Consider the following 17,875-nt stretch of genomic DNA (forward strand, 5'->3'; position numbering starts at 1 on the left):
GAGATCACAAGTTTGCCGTTACTGAATTTTTTTACATCTGCAGCAAATCCCTTTAACAGCTCAAACGAAAGATCGCCATGGGGATACCCGGATTGAAGTTTCCATCGGTATACTTTGTCCCCGGCAAGTGAAGAACCAATCGTAAACACACTACAAACGAGTAAAACCATTGAAATGAGTGCCAATTTCTTTAAAATTGTTTTTCCTGTCATTTTTTTCTCCTTACGGTGTTAAATTAATTAAACCTTGATGCGGTATTCATTTTATTATTTCAAACCGATGGTTATCCGGTTACCCTCCATAAACCGGTGAAAAAAGACCAATGGTCATTCCATCTTTAAGACGGGTGTTTCGTTGAATCGCCTGGTTTTCATGGCTGATAAGGCCGACGTGGGACGGCGGCAGCTGCAAGCGCTTCAACAGGTCTTCCGGGGTGGCATCATCCGGCAGATGGACAATCAATCCCTTTTTATGCTCGTAATCCGGCACTTTTAAACTTAATGTGCCAAACAGCCGGATGGTCACCCGTATGGTCATTTATGACCCCATGGTCCAATTAAGACTGTATCTAGCCATATCCGCTGTTTCGAGCACATCTGCTATAATATCAATGCTTTTGTCAACCAGATCTTTGGAGATCATCAGGGGGGGGACCATACGCAATATATTATCAAACCGGCCGCATGGCAGGACATAAACCCCTTTATCTCTCAAGTGCCACACGATTCGAACCACTTCGGCCATGGAAAGGGGTTGTTTGGTCGTTTTATTACACACCAGTTCTATAGCAATTCCCCAGCCCATACCCCTCACATCACCAATTACCTCTCTTTCTTTGGCCAACTCTTTTAAACGGCCCTTGGCATAGGCCCCCATTTCTTTGGATCTGTCCAGCAACCCATCCTGAATTAATTCCAGATTTTTGCAGGCAACCGCACAGGACATGGAGTTCCCCGCCGCAGTAAGCACATGACTGAAGGGTTCCAGGTCCTTCACCAGATCAGCCCGGCACAGTACTGCACTGAACGGTAGATCTCCTCCCAGGGCTTTTCCCATGGTAATGATGTCCGGTTCAACACCAAAATTTTCTACGGCAAACAGGGTTCCGGTGCGGCCCATTCCCATCTGGACTTCGTCATCGATGATAAGGATTCCCAGGCGGTTGAACAAATTATACATATACTCCATCCAACCCGGCGGCGGCGGGACATACCCGCCTTCCCCCTGCATGGGCTCAAGGATGACGGCAGCAACATCACCCACATCAATCCCACCATAGGGATCGGTTAATTGAAATTCCACATACTTGGCACACTGAAGATCGCACTCAGGATGGGTGAGATCATAGGGGCAGCGATAACAATAGGGGTAAGGCCCCAAGCGCTCAACAAACGGCATAAACGGCCGGTACAGGCTGCGAAAGGTGGGAGAAGTGGTTAATGTAAGCGTCGTACCAATGGAGCCATGGTAGGCACCTTGAAACCCCAATATGATTGACTTGCCGGTGGAAGCCCGGGCAAATTTAATGGCAATTTCATTGGCAGAACTGCCGCTCAATCCATATGCCATTCTTACATTGTTCTTAAGATTTCCCGGTGCTGCCTCGGCGAGCATTGCACCCAGTCTTTGACGGTTTTTACAGGTACCGTCGGGCGTATGCATCAACCGCCCGCATTCGTTTTTAATCACCTCAACAATTTCCGGATGAGAATGACCCACATTGTTTACCGCCACACCCGATGACAGATCAATAAATACATTGCCGTCCGGGTCTTTAAACGTTGCGCCAGATGCTTCTTCCCATGCAATGGGAATGCCGATGGGCGCAATTCTTGTAGGGGTTTCATTGCTCAGTTCTTTTTCCAGCAGCGCCCTTGTCTGGGGACCGGGTATCGTTTTTGTCACAATTTTTGGTGCATCCGGGAAGGACAATTTTTCATAATATTCTTCAGAAGCCATTCAGTTTCTCCTTATTTCAAATTTATACGGTTACTTTAGAAAGCATTTACACGATCAAGATCTTCATCCGATACATCAAAAACATTTCCTGAAGGCAGCAATGGCTCGTCCTTGAAAAATTGGGGTAGTCGATCATCTTCTTTTGTAAAACCGGCATTGGTATTAAATTCTCTTTCCGCTTTTAACGTGGCAATCCCTAATTGTTTAATATAATCTCGATCAAGGGTTTCACCATAAAGGGCGGCAACGCCCTGCACAATATGGCCCTGAAGATCTGCAAAATCAAGTGCAGGTAAAGAGGCGAACAAACAAATGCCAAGACTGTCTATGGCTGCATGATAAATTTGCAGGAAAGATGACATTTCCGCCTGGCCCTTGGGTGAGGCGGGGTCATACTGCGACAAGGGATTGGGGATGGCATTTCCAACGGTATGATCCGCACCCATTGCGGATGTGGCATAGCTGGTACCGGTCCCTTTAAGGCCTCTTGGGTCATATGCGGCAAGGCTTTGTCCCTTTACATGGGGAATCCTTTTTGATCCCAGTCGTTCACCGGTGACTTTGCATCCGTTTCCAATAAGCAGGCCATTGTCTGTGCCTTCTCTGATTTCACTGACCAGTGCTAAAGCGCCGGTTGCATCCCCCATTTTCAATATATCTGCTTCCATGGCAAGGGCAATGGCAGCACCGACATCCATGGTATCAACACCAATGTCATTACAGGCCCAATTAATTTTAGCGATCATATCAATGTCATCAATCATGCAATTGGATCCGGTCAGAACAATGGTTTCATACTCAAGCCCGGAAACAATCACCTCGCCCTTTTCATCGGTAAAGACGTTTGAACATCCGATCACACATCCGGTCATGCATTTATGGCCGGGAACGGAATTCGGCCGTTTTGACATTAATTCAGCCATATGCTCACCCGAGATCTGATGGGCTTTGTCAAATTGACCAACGGAATAATTACGGGTCGGAAGGCATCCCATGCCATTGATCATGTTGACAAGAATCGGAGTCCCTAATGCATTCAAGCCTTCAATCATTGGATAGGCAAGTACCCCTTTGGTAAATTTTGAGGCTGCGGCTTTGAACAGGGGTTTGTCCTTTATTTCAACCCCTTTAGCACCTTTGCTGTCGATGACCAGTGCTTTTACATTTTTAGACCCCATCACTGCACCCAGTCCTCCCCTTGCAGCCATCCTGGGATAAAAATCAGGTGATGTCACTGAAACGGAGGCCGCTTTTAATTGACGTTCCCCTGCAGGTCCAATGGAGACAATAGATACCTTGTCACCATGCGCTTTTTTTAAATCTTCAATCACCTGATAATTGCCCAATCCCTTTATCGGGCCTGCATCAACAAACGACACGCCGTCAGCATCAATTTTTAAGGTAGTTAACCCCGTTGCCCGCCCCTCAAGAACAACGGCTTGAATCCCCAATTTAGCCAGGTTGGATGCGGCATTTCCACCGGCATTGGCCTCTTTGATACCGCCGGTTAAAGGGCTCTTGGATCCCACGGATAATCTACTGCTGTTGGCAAAGCCGGTCCCGGCAAGAATTCCGGCCGCAAAAATCAATTTGTTCTTTGGATCTAACGCATCAACGTCGGGAGGTACTTCCCGGTTGATAATAGATGAGCTCAATGCTCTGCCGCCCAGTCGGGCATATTCCGGGGATAATTCCTCAAAAAGAAAATGTTGTTTCTCCACATCAATCCTAAGTAATTTTAACACAATGACCCTCCTAAATATGGTTTAAAATCTGGCAAATTAATGATCTCCCGCCCCATCATCCTTTTGGGGGAATCACTAAACGGTAACGAAAAATATTAAAAATCAACAGGCGAATATTCATACCCGGTTGCCTCGGCAACCGGTTTGTAAACAAGCTTGCCATTCTGGATATTCAATCCTTTTTTCAGGGACAAATCTTCCTGCATGGCTCGTTTCCAGCCCTTGTTGGCAATGGCAACCGCATAGGGAAGGGTGGCGTTTGTCAGGGCCAGGGTTGATGTTTTCGCCACGGCACCCGGCATGTTTGCCACACAATAATGAATGACGCCGTCAATGGTATAAACAGGATCAGAATGGGTGGTTGCTTTTGAGGTTTCAAAACACCCGCCCTGGTCAATGGCTACATCCACTAAAACGGCCCCTTTTTTCATGGTCTTCAGGTCTTCTTTTGTCACCAGCCGGGGGGCCTTTGTCCCGGCAACAAGAACAGCACCCACCACCACATCCGCCTCTTTGATCAGTTTCCGGATGGCCGCAGGGCTTGACATCATGGCAATGCAGTTTGCCGGCATAATGTCACTGAGATATCGCAGTCGATCCAGATTCATATCCAGCAGATAGACTTTTGCGCCTAATCCGCAGGCCATTTTAGCGGCATTGGTGCCGACAACACCACCGCCGATGACCACCACCGTTCCAGGTTCTACACCGGGGACACCCCCTAAAAGGACCCCGTTTCCTCCCTGGGCCATTTCAAGATATTTAGCCCCCTGCTGAATGGCCATCCTGCCGGCCACTTCACTCATGGGGGTCAGCAGGGGAAGAGACCTGTCCTGTTTTTCAATGGTTTCATAGGCAATGCACACCGACTTGCTTTTCATCAGGGCCCCGGTCAACTCTTTTGCCGCAGCCAGGTGAAGATAGGTGAAGACAATTTGATTTTCTCTTATCAGATGGTATTCAGCGGGCAGTGGCTCTTTGACATGCATGACCATTTCAGCGGTTTCAAAAATCTGTTCCGGGGTGTTGACAATGGTTGCCCCGGCAGCAATGAACCTGGCATCCTCAAACCCACTGCCAATGCCTGCATCTTTTTCAACCAGTATGTCATGTCCGTTCCGTACCATGACCTCAACGCCGGAAGGCGTCATGGAAACGCGATTTTCAGCGGATTTGATTTCTTTTAATATACCGACTTTCATTTTCCTTCTCCTTTGTTCATATAGAATGAATTTTTGAACACAATGGATTGTATGTTTGTCTGAATTCAAAGCAACAATCGTGCCCGACCAGCAAGATTTCAGCTAAATGATTTTATTTCAGGTGGTTATGTGATATATGGCAACGGAAATGAATCCATGGAGGGCGTTGCGATTCGGGTCATAAATGTCCCAGGATGGTAATCTGCCTGTGCAGGGAATGATGGGGAAGGTGTTTCGGGGATTGGGTCAAAAAAGACCCATAATGGGTTCATGTTAACTCAATTGGGTTTATTTTCCAGTCCGAATATTGGGGGGGTAAAGGAGAGGCCTGGCCTCTGGTGGAAAAAAAATGGGGTTTGCTTTTAAAAAAGCAAACCCCAAAGCGTTGTCTATCTAAAAACAATTACAAAAAAAGTGTCATTAGAAAGTCACACCCAGTCTTACGACCAGTTGAAGAGCAGCATCATCTGTCATGCCCATTGCTGTAAGTTGAGCGTCTGTGGCATCGTAATCGGGGGCAATGTACATCATACCAGCGGAAAGCGTTACTGCAGGCATCCAGGCATAGTCAACATTGGCGATGGCACCAAAAGCACTGTCAAGACCAGGATTAACAAGAGTAACGGGAACATCATCAGAGGGTTCAGCATACATGAGTTTTCCATAGAAGGTAAGGGATTCGGTTGCAGCAAAAGACGCATCCAGAATAAGTCCCAATACACCTGCGCCGGATTGGGCAATATCAAACAAGGAGGTCGGGGTATTTGTGGCCGGCATTAATCTAACACCGTTGTCATAACCCAGGGCACCGGCATAATCAAAGGGGTTGAAACCGGTATCATCAACGATAACAGTAGCCTGTGCGGTGGTGGCATTGGCGACATCATCGGCCCAGATAACCATTGCACCGGCTTTGAATTGTTCGGTAAAAGCAGTTCTGGCGAAGGCCATGAGCTGGGTTCCTTCGAAGTCAATTTGGGCGGCACCGTTTAAGCCATTGTCGCCATCAAAAAGCGCGATTTCAGCGCCCAGGCTTACATCCCCGAAAGCGCCGGTAACAGTTCCGGAATACCCACTGAGTGTGGCAGCGTCAGCACCGAAAACGGTAGCATTTGCAGCATCATTAATCATGGTCACATAGGTTAAAGCAGCCGTAAACGTATCTGCTGCATAACCGAGCTGGAGGCCATAAATATCTGTATCGTCGTTTACACTGTTGTCAGTGATTGCATTGCCAGCCGCTGCACCAGGAACCGTTCCAATAACAGCACCAGCAGCGTTCGTTACATTGACAGTACCGGCCAATCCACCTTCAGATTCTTTTGACCAAAGGGCTTTAACGTTAAACGGCGCAAAATCAAGGTCGGCATGGATGCCCTGGAACTGATCACTCCAGAGAAGACCCTGGCCCCAGCCATTGGCCTGCTGACCAACGGTCAGTGTAAGGGGGCCTTGTTTGATTGTGACAAACGCCCGGTCTATCATGAGGGTATCAGTACCCTGCTCAGGTCTGTAACCGTCACCCCATGTCATCTCTGCAAAGTCACCGCGAAGTTGTACCGCTACATTGTCATTAACGCCCCAGTTAAAAGCAACCCTCATTCTCTGGTCTACCCATGTTTCATTGGGTGGGTCCAAGCCGACGCCTTTAAACCCTAGATCATTACTGGTTCCAACAGCACGGTAAGAACCGCCAATGTCCAGATCTGCCATGGCAGGCACGGCAGCAAACGATGCAATCATGGCAATGGCCAGGATCAATGCTAATTTTTTCATCTTTTTTTCCTTTTAAAAAAAAGTTAAGTGAATTTTTTTATTGTACTCCTTTTAAATACAATAAAAAAAAGTTTAATTGTGCCTAATCTTTCAAAAACGGTACGAGCCTTGATTTCCAGGCATCCCTCCTTTCTTTTGAGATTAATGCTTTGCATGATAAATCATAAACCCGGGCAATAGTCAATGGAAAAATGTTGTTTTTGTGTGTTTGAGTAAAAAAAACTGAAAAAACAGGTTACCAGATTTTCCACCAGGGTTTTGCCTCTTCATCCATGGCGGGCAGGGGCATCATCCGTTCGGGATTGATCCGTCTTAATTGTTCCTGGGTGATAATGTGTTCCCGCTCAAATTTTTCATAGGACAGGGTTGTTCGATCAAAAACCTTTTTATTGATTTTAGCCGACATGATATCTACTTCAGGGATTACCCGGTCAATGGTTTTCGACTGCCCGTAAAAGGTCATGTAAGATTTGTCGGTCAAGTCATAGACCCGGGTGTCAATACTATAGGCACCGGAAAATTCCGTGATAATACCCGTGATAACATAATCAGCCCCTGTTTTTTCCCCCACTGCCATGACCCGGCGGACTTGACCGGTTTGCTGAAGGTCGGAAAGCGTTTCATCCACCCGGCTTTTTTGAACCATCTCCACGTGGCCTTTCCAGGACAGCCTGGAGTGGAGCATGGTCAACACCCCGGATGTGATATAGGAGATATCAGTCTGTGAATTGGTTTCAAAGGGGATAACCGCAAGGGTTTTAATGTTTTTTGTGTCGGCATGGCCGGCTCCCAAAGGAAGAACAATGAAAAGGGGTAACCATAAAAAGCCCTGTTTGATTGAACGGGTCAATTGTATTAAACGGATCAAAGGGGTCACAATACGCTCCATGTTACAGGTTGGTTTTCAATAATTGGGTGATGATGGCCGGGTCTGCTTTGCCCCGGGTTTTTTTCATGATCTGTCCCATGAAAAAGCTGAACAATTTGGTTTTACCCTCCCTGTAGGCCGTCACTTCCGCTGGGTTATCCCGGATGACCGACTGGACAAGGGTGTCCAGTTGGGAGTGGTCCGACACCTGTTCAAGCCCTTTTTCCCGTACAATGCGGTCTGGGGATTTTGAGGATACTACCATTTCTTCAAATACGGTTTTCCCGGCAGCAACAGTGATGGCTCCCTGTTCCATAAGCAACAGCAATTTTGAAAAATCCCCTGCAGTGACCGGGGAGTCGGTGATGCTGATCCCCTTTGTGTTGAGCAGACCCAGCAGGGTGGTCAGAATCCAGTTGGCAGCCCGTTTTTTGTCCTGGACTAACCGGGCGGTTTCTTCGAAAAAATCCGCCAGTGCGATGGAGGAAGTCAACACGATGGCATCAGGGGTTGCCAGGTCATAGTCACGGATGAATCGGGACTGTTTTTCCTCGGGCAGTTCCGGGATTTCTTTGGCAACTGCCTGGATCCATGCATCGTCAACAATGAGGGGGACCAGGTCCGGGTCTGGAAAATACCGGTAATCATGGGCTTCTTCTTTGCCCCGCATGGCACTTGTTTTGTTCCTGGAAGGGTCCCACAGCCGCGTTTCCTGGATGACCGGTTGTCCTGCTTCTAACACATAGGTCTGACGGTCAATTTCATAAGCAATGGCCTTTTCAACATGTTTAAAGGAGTTGAGGTTTTTCAGTTCGGTTCTGGTGCCGAATGCTGCCTGGCCTTTCGGCCGCAGGGAGATATTGGCATCACATCTGAAACTGCCCTCTTCCATGTTACCGTCACATACGTCAATATATTTTAAAATCCCATGCAATTTCCTCAAGTAGGCACCGGCTTGTCCGGGTGTCCGGATGTCCGGTTCACTGACAATCTCGATCAGGGGAACCCCGGTCCGGTTCAGATCCACCATGCTTTTGGCCCTGGCCGGATCATGGATGAGTTTTCCGGCATCCTCTTCCATGTGAATCCGGGTAATGCCGATTCTCTGAACGCCGGAGGGGTCTGTTTCAATATCAAGGTATCCATGTTCGGCAATGGGAAGGGCATATTGGGAAATCTGATATCCTTTGGGAAGATCCGGGTAAAAATAGTTTTTCCGGTCAAACCGACTTTCCCTGTTGATGTTGCAATGGGTGGCAAGGGCGGCTTTGATGGCAAAGGAAACCACTTGTTTGTTCAGGACCGGCAACACACCGGGCATTCCCGTACAAACAGGGCAGGTATTGGCATTGGGTGATTTCCCGAAGGCGGTGGAGCATCCACAGAAAATCTTTGTTTTTGTTTTCAATTGTGCATGGACTTCAAGACCGATGACAGGTTCAAACTGCATGAATAATTATTCCTCTTATGGGTTATCACTAATATCGTTTAACAATAACCTTCTTATATAACCTTGAAATTTCCATTAATCAATATAATTTTCATTGCATAAAAACAGGGAAAACTATAAAAGAGATACCGAATGATGATGATTACCGTTGGAAACAAATAAAGGGGGCGTATGCAGTTTTTCTTGTGTGTCATTGGCATGGTCATGATTGTTGAGGGGGTGCCATACTTTGCCGTCCCCGGCAAAATGAAGGAAATGGTTCAAATGATCATTCGGCTGGAAGACACCCATCTGAGAAAATTCGGGTTCGGTTTGATGCTGATAGGGCTTTGCCTTGTTTATATGGGTATGGAAAGCCTCTGATGTTTCAATTGTCCGATTATGCCTATGATTTGCCAGCGGAAAAGATTGCCCAGACACCGTGCAAAAACAGAACTGAATCAAAGCTACTGCATCTGGATAGAAAAACAAAAATTCTTTCCCATCAAAGGTTCAGGGATCTGCCCACATTGCTCAGGGCGGATGATCTTTTGGTGATCAATACAACAAAGGTGGTTCCGGCAAGGCTGTTGGGAAAAAAAGAGACAGGTGGTAAAATTGAAGTATTGATCGTTGATTATGCCACTGGAATGAAACACCTTGAGAGGACCGGTTTTTTCCAGTGTGACTGTTTGATTAAAGCCTCAAAAAGCCCGAAAAAAGGGGCCCGGCTTTTGTTATCAGATACAGTTGAGGCAAGGGTTGAAGCCATAAAGGAAGGGGTTTTTGAGGTCAGATTTTTAAACGGGCACAACTTTATAGAATTTCTCAAACGATCCGGTAAAATTCCCTTGCCCCCGTATATCAAGAGGGCGGACCCCGGTTCCGGCCAGAATGACCCGGACGATTACCAGACGGTTTATGCGGCCCAGGAGGGGGCGGTTGCCGCGCCCACAGCCGGACTTCATTTTACCCATCCCTTAATGGATGATCTCAAGGCAAAAGGGATTGATTTTGCCCCCATTACCCTTCATGTCGGATATGGCACGTTTGTGCCGGTAAGGGTGTCGGATATCAGGGATCATCAGATTCATTCCGAGTATTTCTCCCTGTCCAGGAAAACCGCAGACAAAATCAATACTGCCAAACAGCAACATCGCCGGATTGTTGCGGTGGGAACCACCAGTGTAAGAACCCTGGAGTTTCTTTCCGATGCCGCCGGCCACGTCACCGCGCAAAACGGATTTTGTGATCTGTTTATCTATCCCGGGTATACCTTTAAATGCGTGGATGCCATGATCACCAATTTCCACCTTCCTGAATCCACCTTGTTGATGCTGGTGTCGGCATTTTACAATCGGGAAAGCATATTGGCGGCCTACCAGGAAGCCATCAACAGCGACTATCGATTTTTCAGCTATGGCGATGCCATGCTCATCCAATAAGAAGGCCTATGTTAACATTTGAAATATTAAAAACATCAGAAGAAACAGGGGGATCAACACCGTCCCGGGCACGACTGGGAACCATTACCACCGATCATGGGGTGATTGACACCCCCATTTTTATGCCCGTGGGCACCCGGGGGTCAGTGAAGTCTGTCAGTGTTGAAGACCTGGATCATTGCAAGGTCCAGATTATTCTTGGCAATACCTATCACCTTTATCTAAGACCGGGGTGTGAGGTGATTGACCATATGGACGGCCTTCATTCGTTTATTGGCTGGAACAAACCCATGTTGACCGATTCCGGTGGTTTCCAGTTTTTTTCCCTGGCAAAGCTGGCTAAATTTACCGATGCAGGGGTTGCGTTTCAATCCCATATTGACGGATCAAGGCATGTGTTTTCCCCGGAAAAAGCCGTTGAAATTCAAATGATCCTGGGATCGGATATCATGATGTCCCTGGACTGGTGCATGGGGTATCCGGCCAGCGAACGCCAGACCCTGGAAGCGGTGAACAAGACAAGCCTGTGGGCAAAACGGGGGTTTGATTTCTGGCAGGAAAAAGGGGCGGTGAATAACCTGTTCGGCATCGTACAAGGCGGGATGTACAAGCCGCTTCGCACCCTGTCCGCCGAGCAGTTGACCCGGATTGATTTTCCCGGGTTTGCCCTGGGGGGGTTGAGCGTCGGGGAACCCAAGGCCCTCATGTATGAAATGGCAGACCATACCCTGCCGTTGCTGCCGGTGCACAAACCCCGATATATTATGGGGGTGGGCACCCCGGAAGACCTGGTTGAACTGGTGGGCATGGGGTGTGATATGTTCGACTGTGTCATGCCCACCCGAAATGCCAGAAACGGCCAGCTGTTTACCTCCACTGGGACCCTCAATATTTCCAATGCAAAATTCAGGCTTGACAAAGGGCCCATTGATACGGATTGTAACTGTTATACCTGTCAGAACTATTCCCGGGGGTATTTACGGCATTTGTACAAATCAAGGGAATTGTTGTCTTACCGATTGAACACCATGCATAATATTTATTATTATCTTGATCTGATGGAGAAAATGAGGGCGGCCATCAGGGACGATCGATTCCTGGCGTTTAAGACTGAATTTTATGCGAAAAGACAGACCTAAGGAAATCAACCGATGCACGAGATGGGGATTGCCGAACAATTGGTTAACATCGCCCTGGATGCAATTCCTGAAGACATGGAACATCCAGTGGTTGAAATCGTAAATCTGAAAATCGGGCGGCTTGCATCTGTGGTCGAACATAGCCTTACGTTTTGTTTTGAGATCATTACAAAAGATACGCCGCTGGAGAATGCCCGGCTTAAGATTGACGTTGTTCCGGTGACGGTTCGGTGTCAGTCCTGTGACAACACCTGGGAGGTGACAGGGCCGGTGTTCACATGTCCTTTCTGTAAAGAGGGGGATGTCCAAATGCTCACCGGAAGAGAAATAGAGATCACCTCCCTGGAACTGGCAGAGTAAGTAAAAACAGATCAATTTTAAAAAGCAGGCAAAAACCATGGAAATAAATATTCAAAAAAGAGTGCTTGAAGCAAACGAAACACAAGCCGATACGAACAGAATGTTTTTCAAGGACCAGAATGTGTTTGTGCTGAACTTGATGTCCTCACCCGGCTCGGGAAAAACCGAGACCCTTTGTAAAACCCTTGTACGGCTGATGCCCCGGATTCGCGTGGGCGTGATTGTGGGAGATATCTGCACCACCAACGACGCTGACCGGCTGGATGTAACCGGTGCCAAAGTGACCCAGATCAATACGGATCAGTTTGGGGGGGATTGCCACCTGGCAGCACACCTGATTTTTTCTTCGGCCAGGCAGTTGGGGTGTGAGGACCTTGATCTTCTCATTGTGGAAAATATCGGGAACCTGGTCTGTCCGGCTGAGTTTGATATTGGTGAGGATGCAAGGGCCGTGATGTTAAGCGTAACCGAAGGGGAAGACAAACCATTGAAATACCCGTTGATGTTCAGGGTGGCAGACGTTGCCATTTTAAACAAGATTGATTTGCTGCCATACCTTGATGTGGATATCCGGTTGGCAAAGGACAATATACAACAAGTGCATCCCCACCTGCCGGTGTTTGAGATCTCTGCTAAAACTGAAGAAGGCTTTTCACCCTGGCTTGAATGGCTGAACATAAAGGTGTTTGAAAAAACAGGAAAAGGCCTTTGACCGCTTTAGGGGCACAGAAATAAATAATTCCCCGATCTTGATTGTCTTTCAACTCGTCTTCTGCGTTGCATCAAAGGACACATATTTCACCTGACCCCTGTCTGCCGGCACTTAAGTCTCATGGTTGGCTGAACACGGTGTAAGGGAAAAGATAAAAAGGGAGAGAACATTATGGAAAAGAAACGAATGGCATTTGCCGGTTCATGGTATCCTGCAGCCGCTGATGCGTGTGAGGCTTCCATACAAGGGTTTTTAAAAGAAAAGAACGGGCCCCTGGCGGGTCGTTTTATGGGGGGGATTGTCCCCCATGCAGGTTGGTACTATTCCGGGTCTATTGCCTGCCGGGTGATTGCTTCTCTTCAGTCTGATGATAAAATTGATACCATTGTTTTATTCGGTGCACATATGCACAGGCAGTCCGAACCCTTTATCCTGTCCCATGGTGCCATTGAAACACCCTTTGGGGATATGGAGGTGGACAGGGAACTGGCAGATAAGATTTGTGGGGGTATCAGTATCCGCCAGAGACCGCCCCACAAATTTCCGGATGATAATACCCTTGAGCTTCAATATCCGTTTATTAAATATTTTTACCCGGATGTAAAAATTGTGGTCTGCGGTGTTGCACCGTCCTTTTTTGCCGGAATTATCGGCAGTATGGTCGTTGCAGAAGCGCAACAATTGTCAAAAAATATCAGGGTGATCGGTTCCACGGACATGACCCACTATGGGCCTGATTTTGGATTTACACCGGCCGGAACCGGTAACCGGGCCGTGGAATGGGTGACAACCGAAAATGACAGGGCCGCCATCCAGGCAATGATGGAAATGGATCCGTCAACGATTGTCGCTGAAGGGCTGGATCATCAGAATATGTGTTGTGCCGGTGCTGCAGCTGCCACAGCGGCAGCCTGTAAAAACCTGGGCGCGGTCAAGGCCGTTGAGCTTGACTACGCCACCAGTTTTGAGAAATCCGCCGCCGAAAGTTTTGTGGGATATTCAGGGCTTCTTTATGCCGTATCCTGAATCAGCCGGATAGCGGTTTTAATCCGTTGAACGGTTTTTTCCTGACCCAGGGCCAGCAGCATTTCAAAAATACCCGGACTCACCGTTGTGCCCGTAATGGCAACCCTTATGGGCTGGGCAATTTTTCCGAATTTGAGATGGGTTTGATCCATGATTTTCTTGAATACGTGTTCAAGGGTCGCCTGGGTATACGCTTCAAGGCCTTCAATATCGTCTGCAATGGTTTGCAGCATATCCAGACAGTCGGGGTTTAAAAATTTATGAGCGGCCTTTTCATCAAATTGAACATCTTCCTGATAATAAAAAGCAGCGCCCTTTGCCATCTCCACAAGGGTTTTACTTCTGGACTGAAGGGTTTCAATAACCCCCTGGGTGAAGGCATCATTTTGGGCATCAATGCCTAAATTTTTCAGGTGAAACAGGAAATGATCTGCCAGTATCTCCGGGCGTTTGCTTTGAATGTGTTTGGCATTCAGGGCCAAAAGTTTATCATTGTCAAACATGGAAGCGGATCGGCCTAGATGTTCCAGGTCAAATTTTTCAATGAGGTCATTCCTTTCAAAGAATTCCTGGTCCCCATGGGACCATCCCAACCGCACCAGATAATTGATCATGGCATCGGGCAGGAATCCTAAATGCTTATATTCCCCCACGGACATGGCACCGTGCCGCTTGCTCAGGCGGGATTTGTCAGCTCCCAGGACCATGGGAACATGACCGAAACTCGGCATGTCTGCGCCCAGGGCCTGGTATATCAGCATTTGTTTCGGGGTATTGATCAAATGGTCATCTCCCCGGATAATGGTATTAATCCCCATGGTCAGGTCATCAATGACAACCGCCAGGTTATACATGGCAGATCCGTCACTTCTCTGGATAATAAAGTCATCCATTTCAGAATTTTGAAATGCCGTGTCACCCTTTACGATGTCCTGAACAATGGTAACGCCTGTTTGGGGCGTTTTCAGGCGGACCACCGTGTTGTCGCCGGGGCCAAGATTTTTTTTCCGGCACCTGCCGTTGTACATGGGTTTTAATCCATTGGCCTTGGCCGCTTCTCTCATGGCATTGACCTCTTCCGGGGTACAGGAACAATAGTAGGCAGACCCTGATTCGACCAGTCGTTCTATGTATTCAGTGTAAATAGTGGCTCTTTCGGTTTGAAAATACGGGCCTTCATCCCAGTCAATGCCGAGCCATGTTAACGATTCCAAAATAGCCCCCACAGATTCTTTTGTGGATCTTACCGTATCGGTATCTTCAATTCTTAAAATAAATTTCCCTTTTTTTTTCCGTGCATACAGCCAGTTAAAGAGCGCTGTTCTTGCCCCGCCAATGTGAAGGGCGCCGGTGGGGGAGGGGGGAAATCGTGTGACAATTGGTTCCATTTGTTCTCCATAAAATAAATATTGCAGAAAATTAAGACGTTACCTACCACAAGACCTGATTTCATTCAAGTGTGGGGACTTAAAATACTTCAGTTTAAATTTCTTGACACTTTTTGTTAATTGATGTAAAAATGTGTGTTTTATTATATTGGACCATAGCAATAGAAACTCAAATAAAATAATATAGTTAGGAGAGATCAATGGCAGTCCCAAAGCAAAAGAGTTCTAAAGCAAGAGGCAGAAAAAGACGGACACATTACAAAACAAGCGCTCCCACAGTGAGCGTCTGCCCTGAATGTCAAGAGCCCAAACTTCCCCATACCGCCTGTCCTGAGTGCGGTGCATATAAAGGAAGAAATGTAAACGACCTGGTCGACGACGAATAGTGTAAGGAGTCAGTCTAATCCATGACGGTTGAAACAAAAGTGAAAAAAGCGATCGCTGAAAAGATTTCAGGGATTGATATTGAGGATATTGTTCCGGAAGCCTCCCTGATTGAAGATTTGGGTGCGGATTCTTTGACCATTGTTGAACTGGTCATGTCAATGGAAGAAATATTCGAGATTGAAATTGATGATGAGGATGCTGAAAAACTGCACACGGTTCAGGATACCATTGATTTTATCAAATCAAAATTTTAAACAAGGGTAATTAAAATGGATAAAACCACGTCCATTATCATTGGAAGTGACCATGCCGCCTATGAATTGAAAGAAAAAATCAAGGCATATCTGTCGGACAAAGGATATTCGGTTGAAGACGCCGGGACCCACAATGAAGCATCGGTAAATTATGTGGTGTTTGGTAAAAAGGTTGCCGGCGCTGTTTCAAGCGGGCAATATTCAAAGGGAATTTTGCTTTGCGGTACCGGGTTGGGGATGTCCATGGTTGCCAACCGGTTTCCCCATGTAAGGGCCGCTCTTTGTTCTGATGTGTTCTCCGCACGGATGAGCCGGATTCATAATGATGCCAATGTGCTGGTTCTCGGGGGGCGTATTGTGGGGGATGTTCTGGCATTTGCACTGGTTCAAACATGGTTGGATACGGCGTTTGAAGGCGGACGTCATCTTGAACGGATTCAAAGTATCGATAATTAGATGTACGGGAAGGGGTAGAGGAAATGGGGTATCTTGATCAGACGGATTTTGAAATTGCAAAGATTATTAAACAGGAAGCACACCGCCAAGAATATGAATTGAATCTGATTGCTTCTGAAAATACGGTGAGCCGTTCTGTTATGGAAGCACAGGGGTCCATTTTGACCAATAAGTATGCTGAAGGGTATCCTTCCCGGCGGTATTATGGCGGTTGTGAATATGTGGACCAGGCAGAGGATCTGGCCATTCAACGGGCCAAGCAATTGTTCAACGTCGAATATGCAAACGTTCAGCCCCATTCCGGCTCCCAGGCCAATATGGCGGTGTATTTTGCCGTGTTGAACCCCGGGGACAGAATTCTTGCCATGGATCTTTCCCATGGCGGTCACCTGACCCATGGCGCTGCCGTCAGTTTTTCCGGCAGGCTATTTGATTTTGCCCATTACGGACTCTCCCCCCAGACCCAGCGGATTGACCTGAACCAGGTGGAAGACCTTGCAAAAAAACATCACCCAAAGCTGATTGTGGCCGGTGCCAGCGCTTATCCCAGAATTATCGATTTTAAAGGATTTGCTGATATCGCTAAATCTGTGGGCGCACTTTTTATGGTGGATATGGCCCATATTGCCGGTCTTGTGGCGGCGGGTGTTCACCCCACTCCGGTGGGGTTTGCAGACGTGATCACCTCAACCACTCACAAAACCCTTAGAGGACCCCGGGGCGGTTTGATCCTGTCTTCGGAAAAATTTGCCAAATCCATTGCCAGCCAGATTTTTCCCGGTATTCAGGGGGGGCCATTAATGCATGTGATCGCAGCAAAAGCAGTGGCCTTTAAAGAAGCATTGGATGACACCTTCGTCGAGTACCAGCGGCAGGTGATCAAAAATACGGCAGCCCTTGCCGCCGTTCTGATGGAGAGAGGCTATCAACTGGTTTCCGGCGGAACAGACAACCACATGGTATTGGTTGATTTCAGTCAACGGGAAATTTCCGGGAAGGATGCCGAAGAACGACTTGGCAGGGCTGGCATCACCGTAAACAAAAATACAGTTCCCAATGAAAAGCGCGGCCCCTTTGTTACCAGTGGTATCCGCATCGGGTTGCCCCTTGTTACATCCAGAGGAATGGATGAAGCGGCCAGCAAACAGATTGCGACCTTTATCTGCGATGTTCTGGATGATCAAGCCAATGTTGAGCGCATGGCCAAACGGGTGACAGATCTTTGCCGACAATATCCCTTATATCCCGGGGAATTTTCCCATGACTGAGCCTGCGTCTGACAGACCTTCATGGCATGCATACTTTATGGGAATCTGTGATCTGGTTTCCAGCCGGTCTACCTGTATCAGAAGAAAAGTCGGCGCGGTTCTGGTGAAGGAAAAAAGAATTCTTTGCTCAGGGTATAATGGGGCCCCGTCAAAGGTGCCCCACTGCCGGGAAGTCGGATGCTTAAGGGCTCAATTGAATGTCCCGTCCGGGGAAAAACATGAATTGTGCCGGGGGGTCCATGCCGAACAGAATGCCATTATCCAGGCGGCCTATCACGGTATACCGGTGAGCGGGGCACATCTTTACTGTACCCATCAACCCTGTTCCATCTGTGCAAAAATGATCATTAATGCCGGCATCAAAATCGTCTACTATAAAGAGGGGTATGATGACCCGCTAACCGTTGAGATGTTTGACCAGGCCAAGGTAAAACTTGTCCGGTTTGAGATGCCATAAATAA

At 47.6% G+C, this 17,875-nt stretch carries 20 protein-coding genes; 11 read left to right on the forward strand and 9 right to left on the reverse strand.

Annotated features, from left to right (window positions below):
• The 8 genes from Q1Q15_RS15210 to gatB all read right to left on the reverse strand — a co-directional run.
• Positions 1 to 212 (reverse strand): hypothetical protein (locus tag Q1Q15_RS15210; RefSeq protein ID WP_300461658.1); only part of this gene is annotated, 212 nt, incomplete at its 3' end.
• Between the two features lie 79 nt (positions 213 to 291).
• Positions 292 to 537, reverse strand: a complete 246-nt coding sequence (locus Q1Q15_RS15215) for a MoaD/ThiS family protein (RefSeq protein ID WP_300461661.1) — start codon at positions 535 to 537, stop codon at positions 292 to 294.
• Positions 538 to 1,959, reverse strand: coding sequence for an aspartate aminotransferase family protein (locus tag Q1Q15_RS15220; RefSeq protein WP_300461664.1), 1,422 nt, complete (start codon positions 1,957 to 1,959; stop codon positions 538 to 540).
• 35 nt (positions 1,960 to 1,994) lie between these two features.
• A complete protein-coding gene (locus Q1Q15_RS15225; protein WP_300461667.1) occupies positions 1,995 to 3,704 on the reverse strand; it encodes an aldehyde ferredoxin oxidoreductase C-terminal domain-containing protein in 1,710 nt (569 codons plus the stop codon).
• A 95-nt stretch (positions 3,705 to 3,799) separates the two neighbouring features.
• Positions 3,800 to 4,906: an alanine dehydrogenase gene (gene ald / locus Q1Q15_RS15230; protein WP_300461670.1), complete on the reverse strand. Its 1,107-nt coding sequence runs from the start codon at positions 4,904 to 4,906 to the stop codon at positions 3,800 to 3,802.
• Positions 4,907 to 5,326: 420 nt separating this feature from the next.
• Positions 5,327 to 6,682, reverse strand: a complete 1,356-nt coding sequence (locus Q1Q15_RS15235; RefSeq protein WP_300461672.1) for a hypothetical protein — start codon at positions 6,680 to 6,682, stop codon at positions 5,327 to 5,329.
• A 235-nt stretch (positions 6,683 to 6,917) separates the two neighbouring features.
• Positions 6,918 to 7,559 carry a hypothetical protein gene (locus tag Q1Q15_RS15240; RefSeq protein WP_300461675.1) on the reverse strand — a complete coding sequence of 214 codons (642 nt, stop codon included), beginning with the start codon at positions 7,557 to 7,559 and terminating at the stop codon, positions 6,918 to 6,920.
• Positions 7,560 to 7,572: 13 nt separating this feature from the next.
• Positions 7,573 to 9,000, reverse strand: a complete 1,428-nt coding sequence (gene gatB / locus Q1Q15_RS15245; protein ID WP_300461677.1) for an Asp-tRNA(Asn)/Glu-tRNA(Gln) amidotransferase subunit GatB — start codon at positions 8,998 to 9,000, stop codon at positions 7,573 to 7,575.
• Positions 9,001 to 9,171: 171 nt separating this feature from the next.
• Here gatB and Q1Q15_RS15250 point away from each other — a divergent pair, with 171 nt between their 5' ends.
• From Q1Q15_RS15250 to amrB, 6 genes are all read left to right on the forward strand, one after another.
• Positions 9,172 to 9,363 carry a DUF2065 domain-containing protein gene (locus Q1Q15_RS15250; protein WP_300461680.1) on the forward strand — a complete coding sequence of 64 codons (192 nt, stop codon included), beginning with the start codon at positions 9,172 to 9,174 and terminating at the stop codon, positions 9,361 to 9,363.
• The gene (gene queA / locus Q1Q15_RS15255; RefSeq protein WP_300461682.1) at positions 9,363 to 10,424 is read left to right on the forward strand and encodes a tRNA preQ1(34) S-adenosylmethionine ribosyltransferase-isomerase QueA; all 1,062 of its coding nucleotides are present in this window, start codon (positions 9,363 to 9,365) and stop codon (positions 10,422 to 10,424) included. The genes Q1Q15_RS15250 and queA overlap by 1 nt, the downstream gene beginning before the upstream one ends.
• Positions 10,425 to 10,432: 8 nt before the next feature.
• Positions 10,433 to 11,563, forward strand: coding sequence for a tRNA guanosine(34) transglycosylase Tgt (gene tgt / locus Q1Q15_RS15260; RefSeq protein ID WP_300461685.1), 1,131 nt, complete (start codon positions 10,433 to 10,435; stop codon positions 11,561 to 11,563).
• Between the two features lie 12 nt (positions 11,564 to 11,575).
• The gene (locus Q1Q15_RS15265) at positions 11,576 to 11,923 is read left to right on the forward strand and encodes a hydrogenase maturation nickel metallochaperone HypA (protein WP_300461688.1); all 348 of its coding nucleotides are present in this window, start codon (positions 11,576 to 11,578) and stop codon (positions 11,921 to 11,923) included.
• Positions 11,924 to 11,960: 37 nt separating this feature from the next.
• Positions 11,961 to 12,635: a hydrogenase nickel incorporation protein HypB gene (hypB, locus tag Q1Q15_RS15270; RefSeq protein ID WP_300461691.1), complete on the forward strand. Its 675-nt coding sequence runs from the start codon at positions 11,961 to 11,963 to the stop codon at positions 12,633 to 12,635.
• A gap of 171 nt (positions 12,636 to 12,806) precedes the next feature.
• Positions 12,807 to 13,661: an AmmeMemoRadiSam system protein B gene (gene amrB, locus Q1Q15_RS15275; protein WP_300461694.1), complete on the forward strand. Its 855-nt coding sequence runs from the start codon at positions 12,807 to 12,809 to the stop codon at positions 13,659 to 13,661.
• Here the strand turns inward: amrB and gltX are convergent.
• The gene (gene gltX, locus Q1Q15_RS15280) at positions 13,646 to 15,049 is read right to left on the reverse strand and encodes a glutamate--tRNA ligase (protein ID WP_300461696.1); all 1,404 of its coding nucleotides are present in this window, start codon (positions 15,047 to 15,049) and stop codon (positions 13,646 to 13,648) included. The genes amrB and gltX overlap by 16 nt on opposite strands.
• A 200-nt stretch (positions 15,050 to 15,249) precedes the next feature.
• Between gltX and rpmF the strand changes: the two genes are divergently transcribed.
• Genes rpmF through Q1Q15_RS15305 form a run of 5 tightly spaced genes read left to right on the forward strand, consistent with a single transcriptional unit; the run spans position 15,250 to position 17,871 of the window.
• The gene (gene rpmF / locus Q1Q15_RS15285) at positions 15,250 to 15,435 is read left to right on the forward strand and encodes a 50S ribosomal protein L32 (RefSeq protein ID WP_300461699.1); all 186 of its coding nucleotides are present in this window, start codon (positions 15,250 to 15,252) and stop codon (positions 15,433 to 15,435) included.
• Between the two features lie 21 nt (positions 15,436 to 15,456).
• Positions 15,457 to 15,690, forward strand: coding sequence for an acyl carrier protein (gene acpP / locus Q1Q15_RS15290; protein WP_300461701.1), 234 nt, complete (start codon positions 15,457 to 15,459; stop codon positions 15,688 to 15,690).
• Between the two features lie 15 nt (positions 15,691 to 15,705).
• Positions 15,706 to 16,146, forward strand: coding sequence for a ribose 5-phosphate isomerase B (rpiB, locus tag Q1Q15_RS15295; RefSeq protein WP_300461704.1), 441 nt, complete (start codon positions 15,706 to 15,708; stop codon positions 16,144 to 16,146).
• Between the two features lie 23 nt (positions 16,147 to 16,169).
• Positions 16,170 to 17,414: a serine hydroxymethyltransferase gene (gene glyA, locus Q1Q15_RS15300; RefSeq protein ID WP_300461707.1), complete on the forward strand. Its 1,245-nt coding sequence runs from the start codon at positions 16,170 to 16,172 to the stop codon at positions 17,412 to 17,414.
• Positions 17,407 to 17,871: a cytidine/deoxycytidylate deaminase family protein gene (locus Q1Q15_RS15305; protein ID WP_300461710.1), complete on the forward strand. Its 465-nt coding sequence runs from the start codon at positions 17,407 to 17,409 to the stop codon at positions 17,869 to 17,871. Before glyA ends, Q1Q15_RS15305 begins: the two co-directional genes overlap by 8 nt.
• Positions 17,872 to 17,875: the final 4 nt, after the last annotated feature.

The sequence above is a fragment of the Desulfobacula sp. genome (assembly GCF_030145145.1).
In the GTDB taxonomy this organism is placed as follows: Bacteria; Desulfobacterota; Desulfobacteria; order Desulfobacterales; family Desulfobacteraceae; genus Desulfobacula.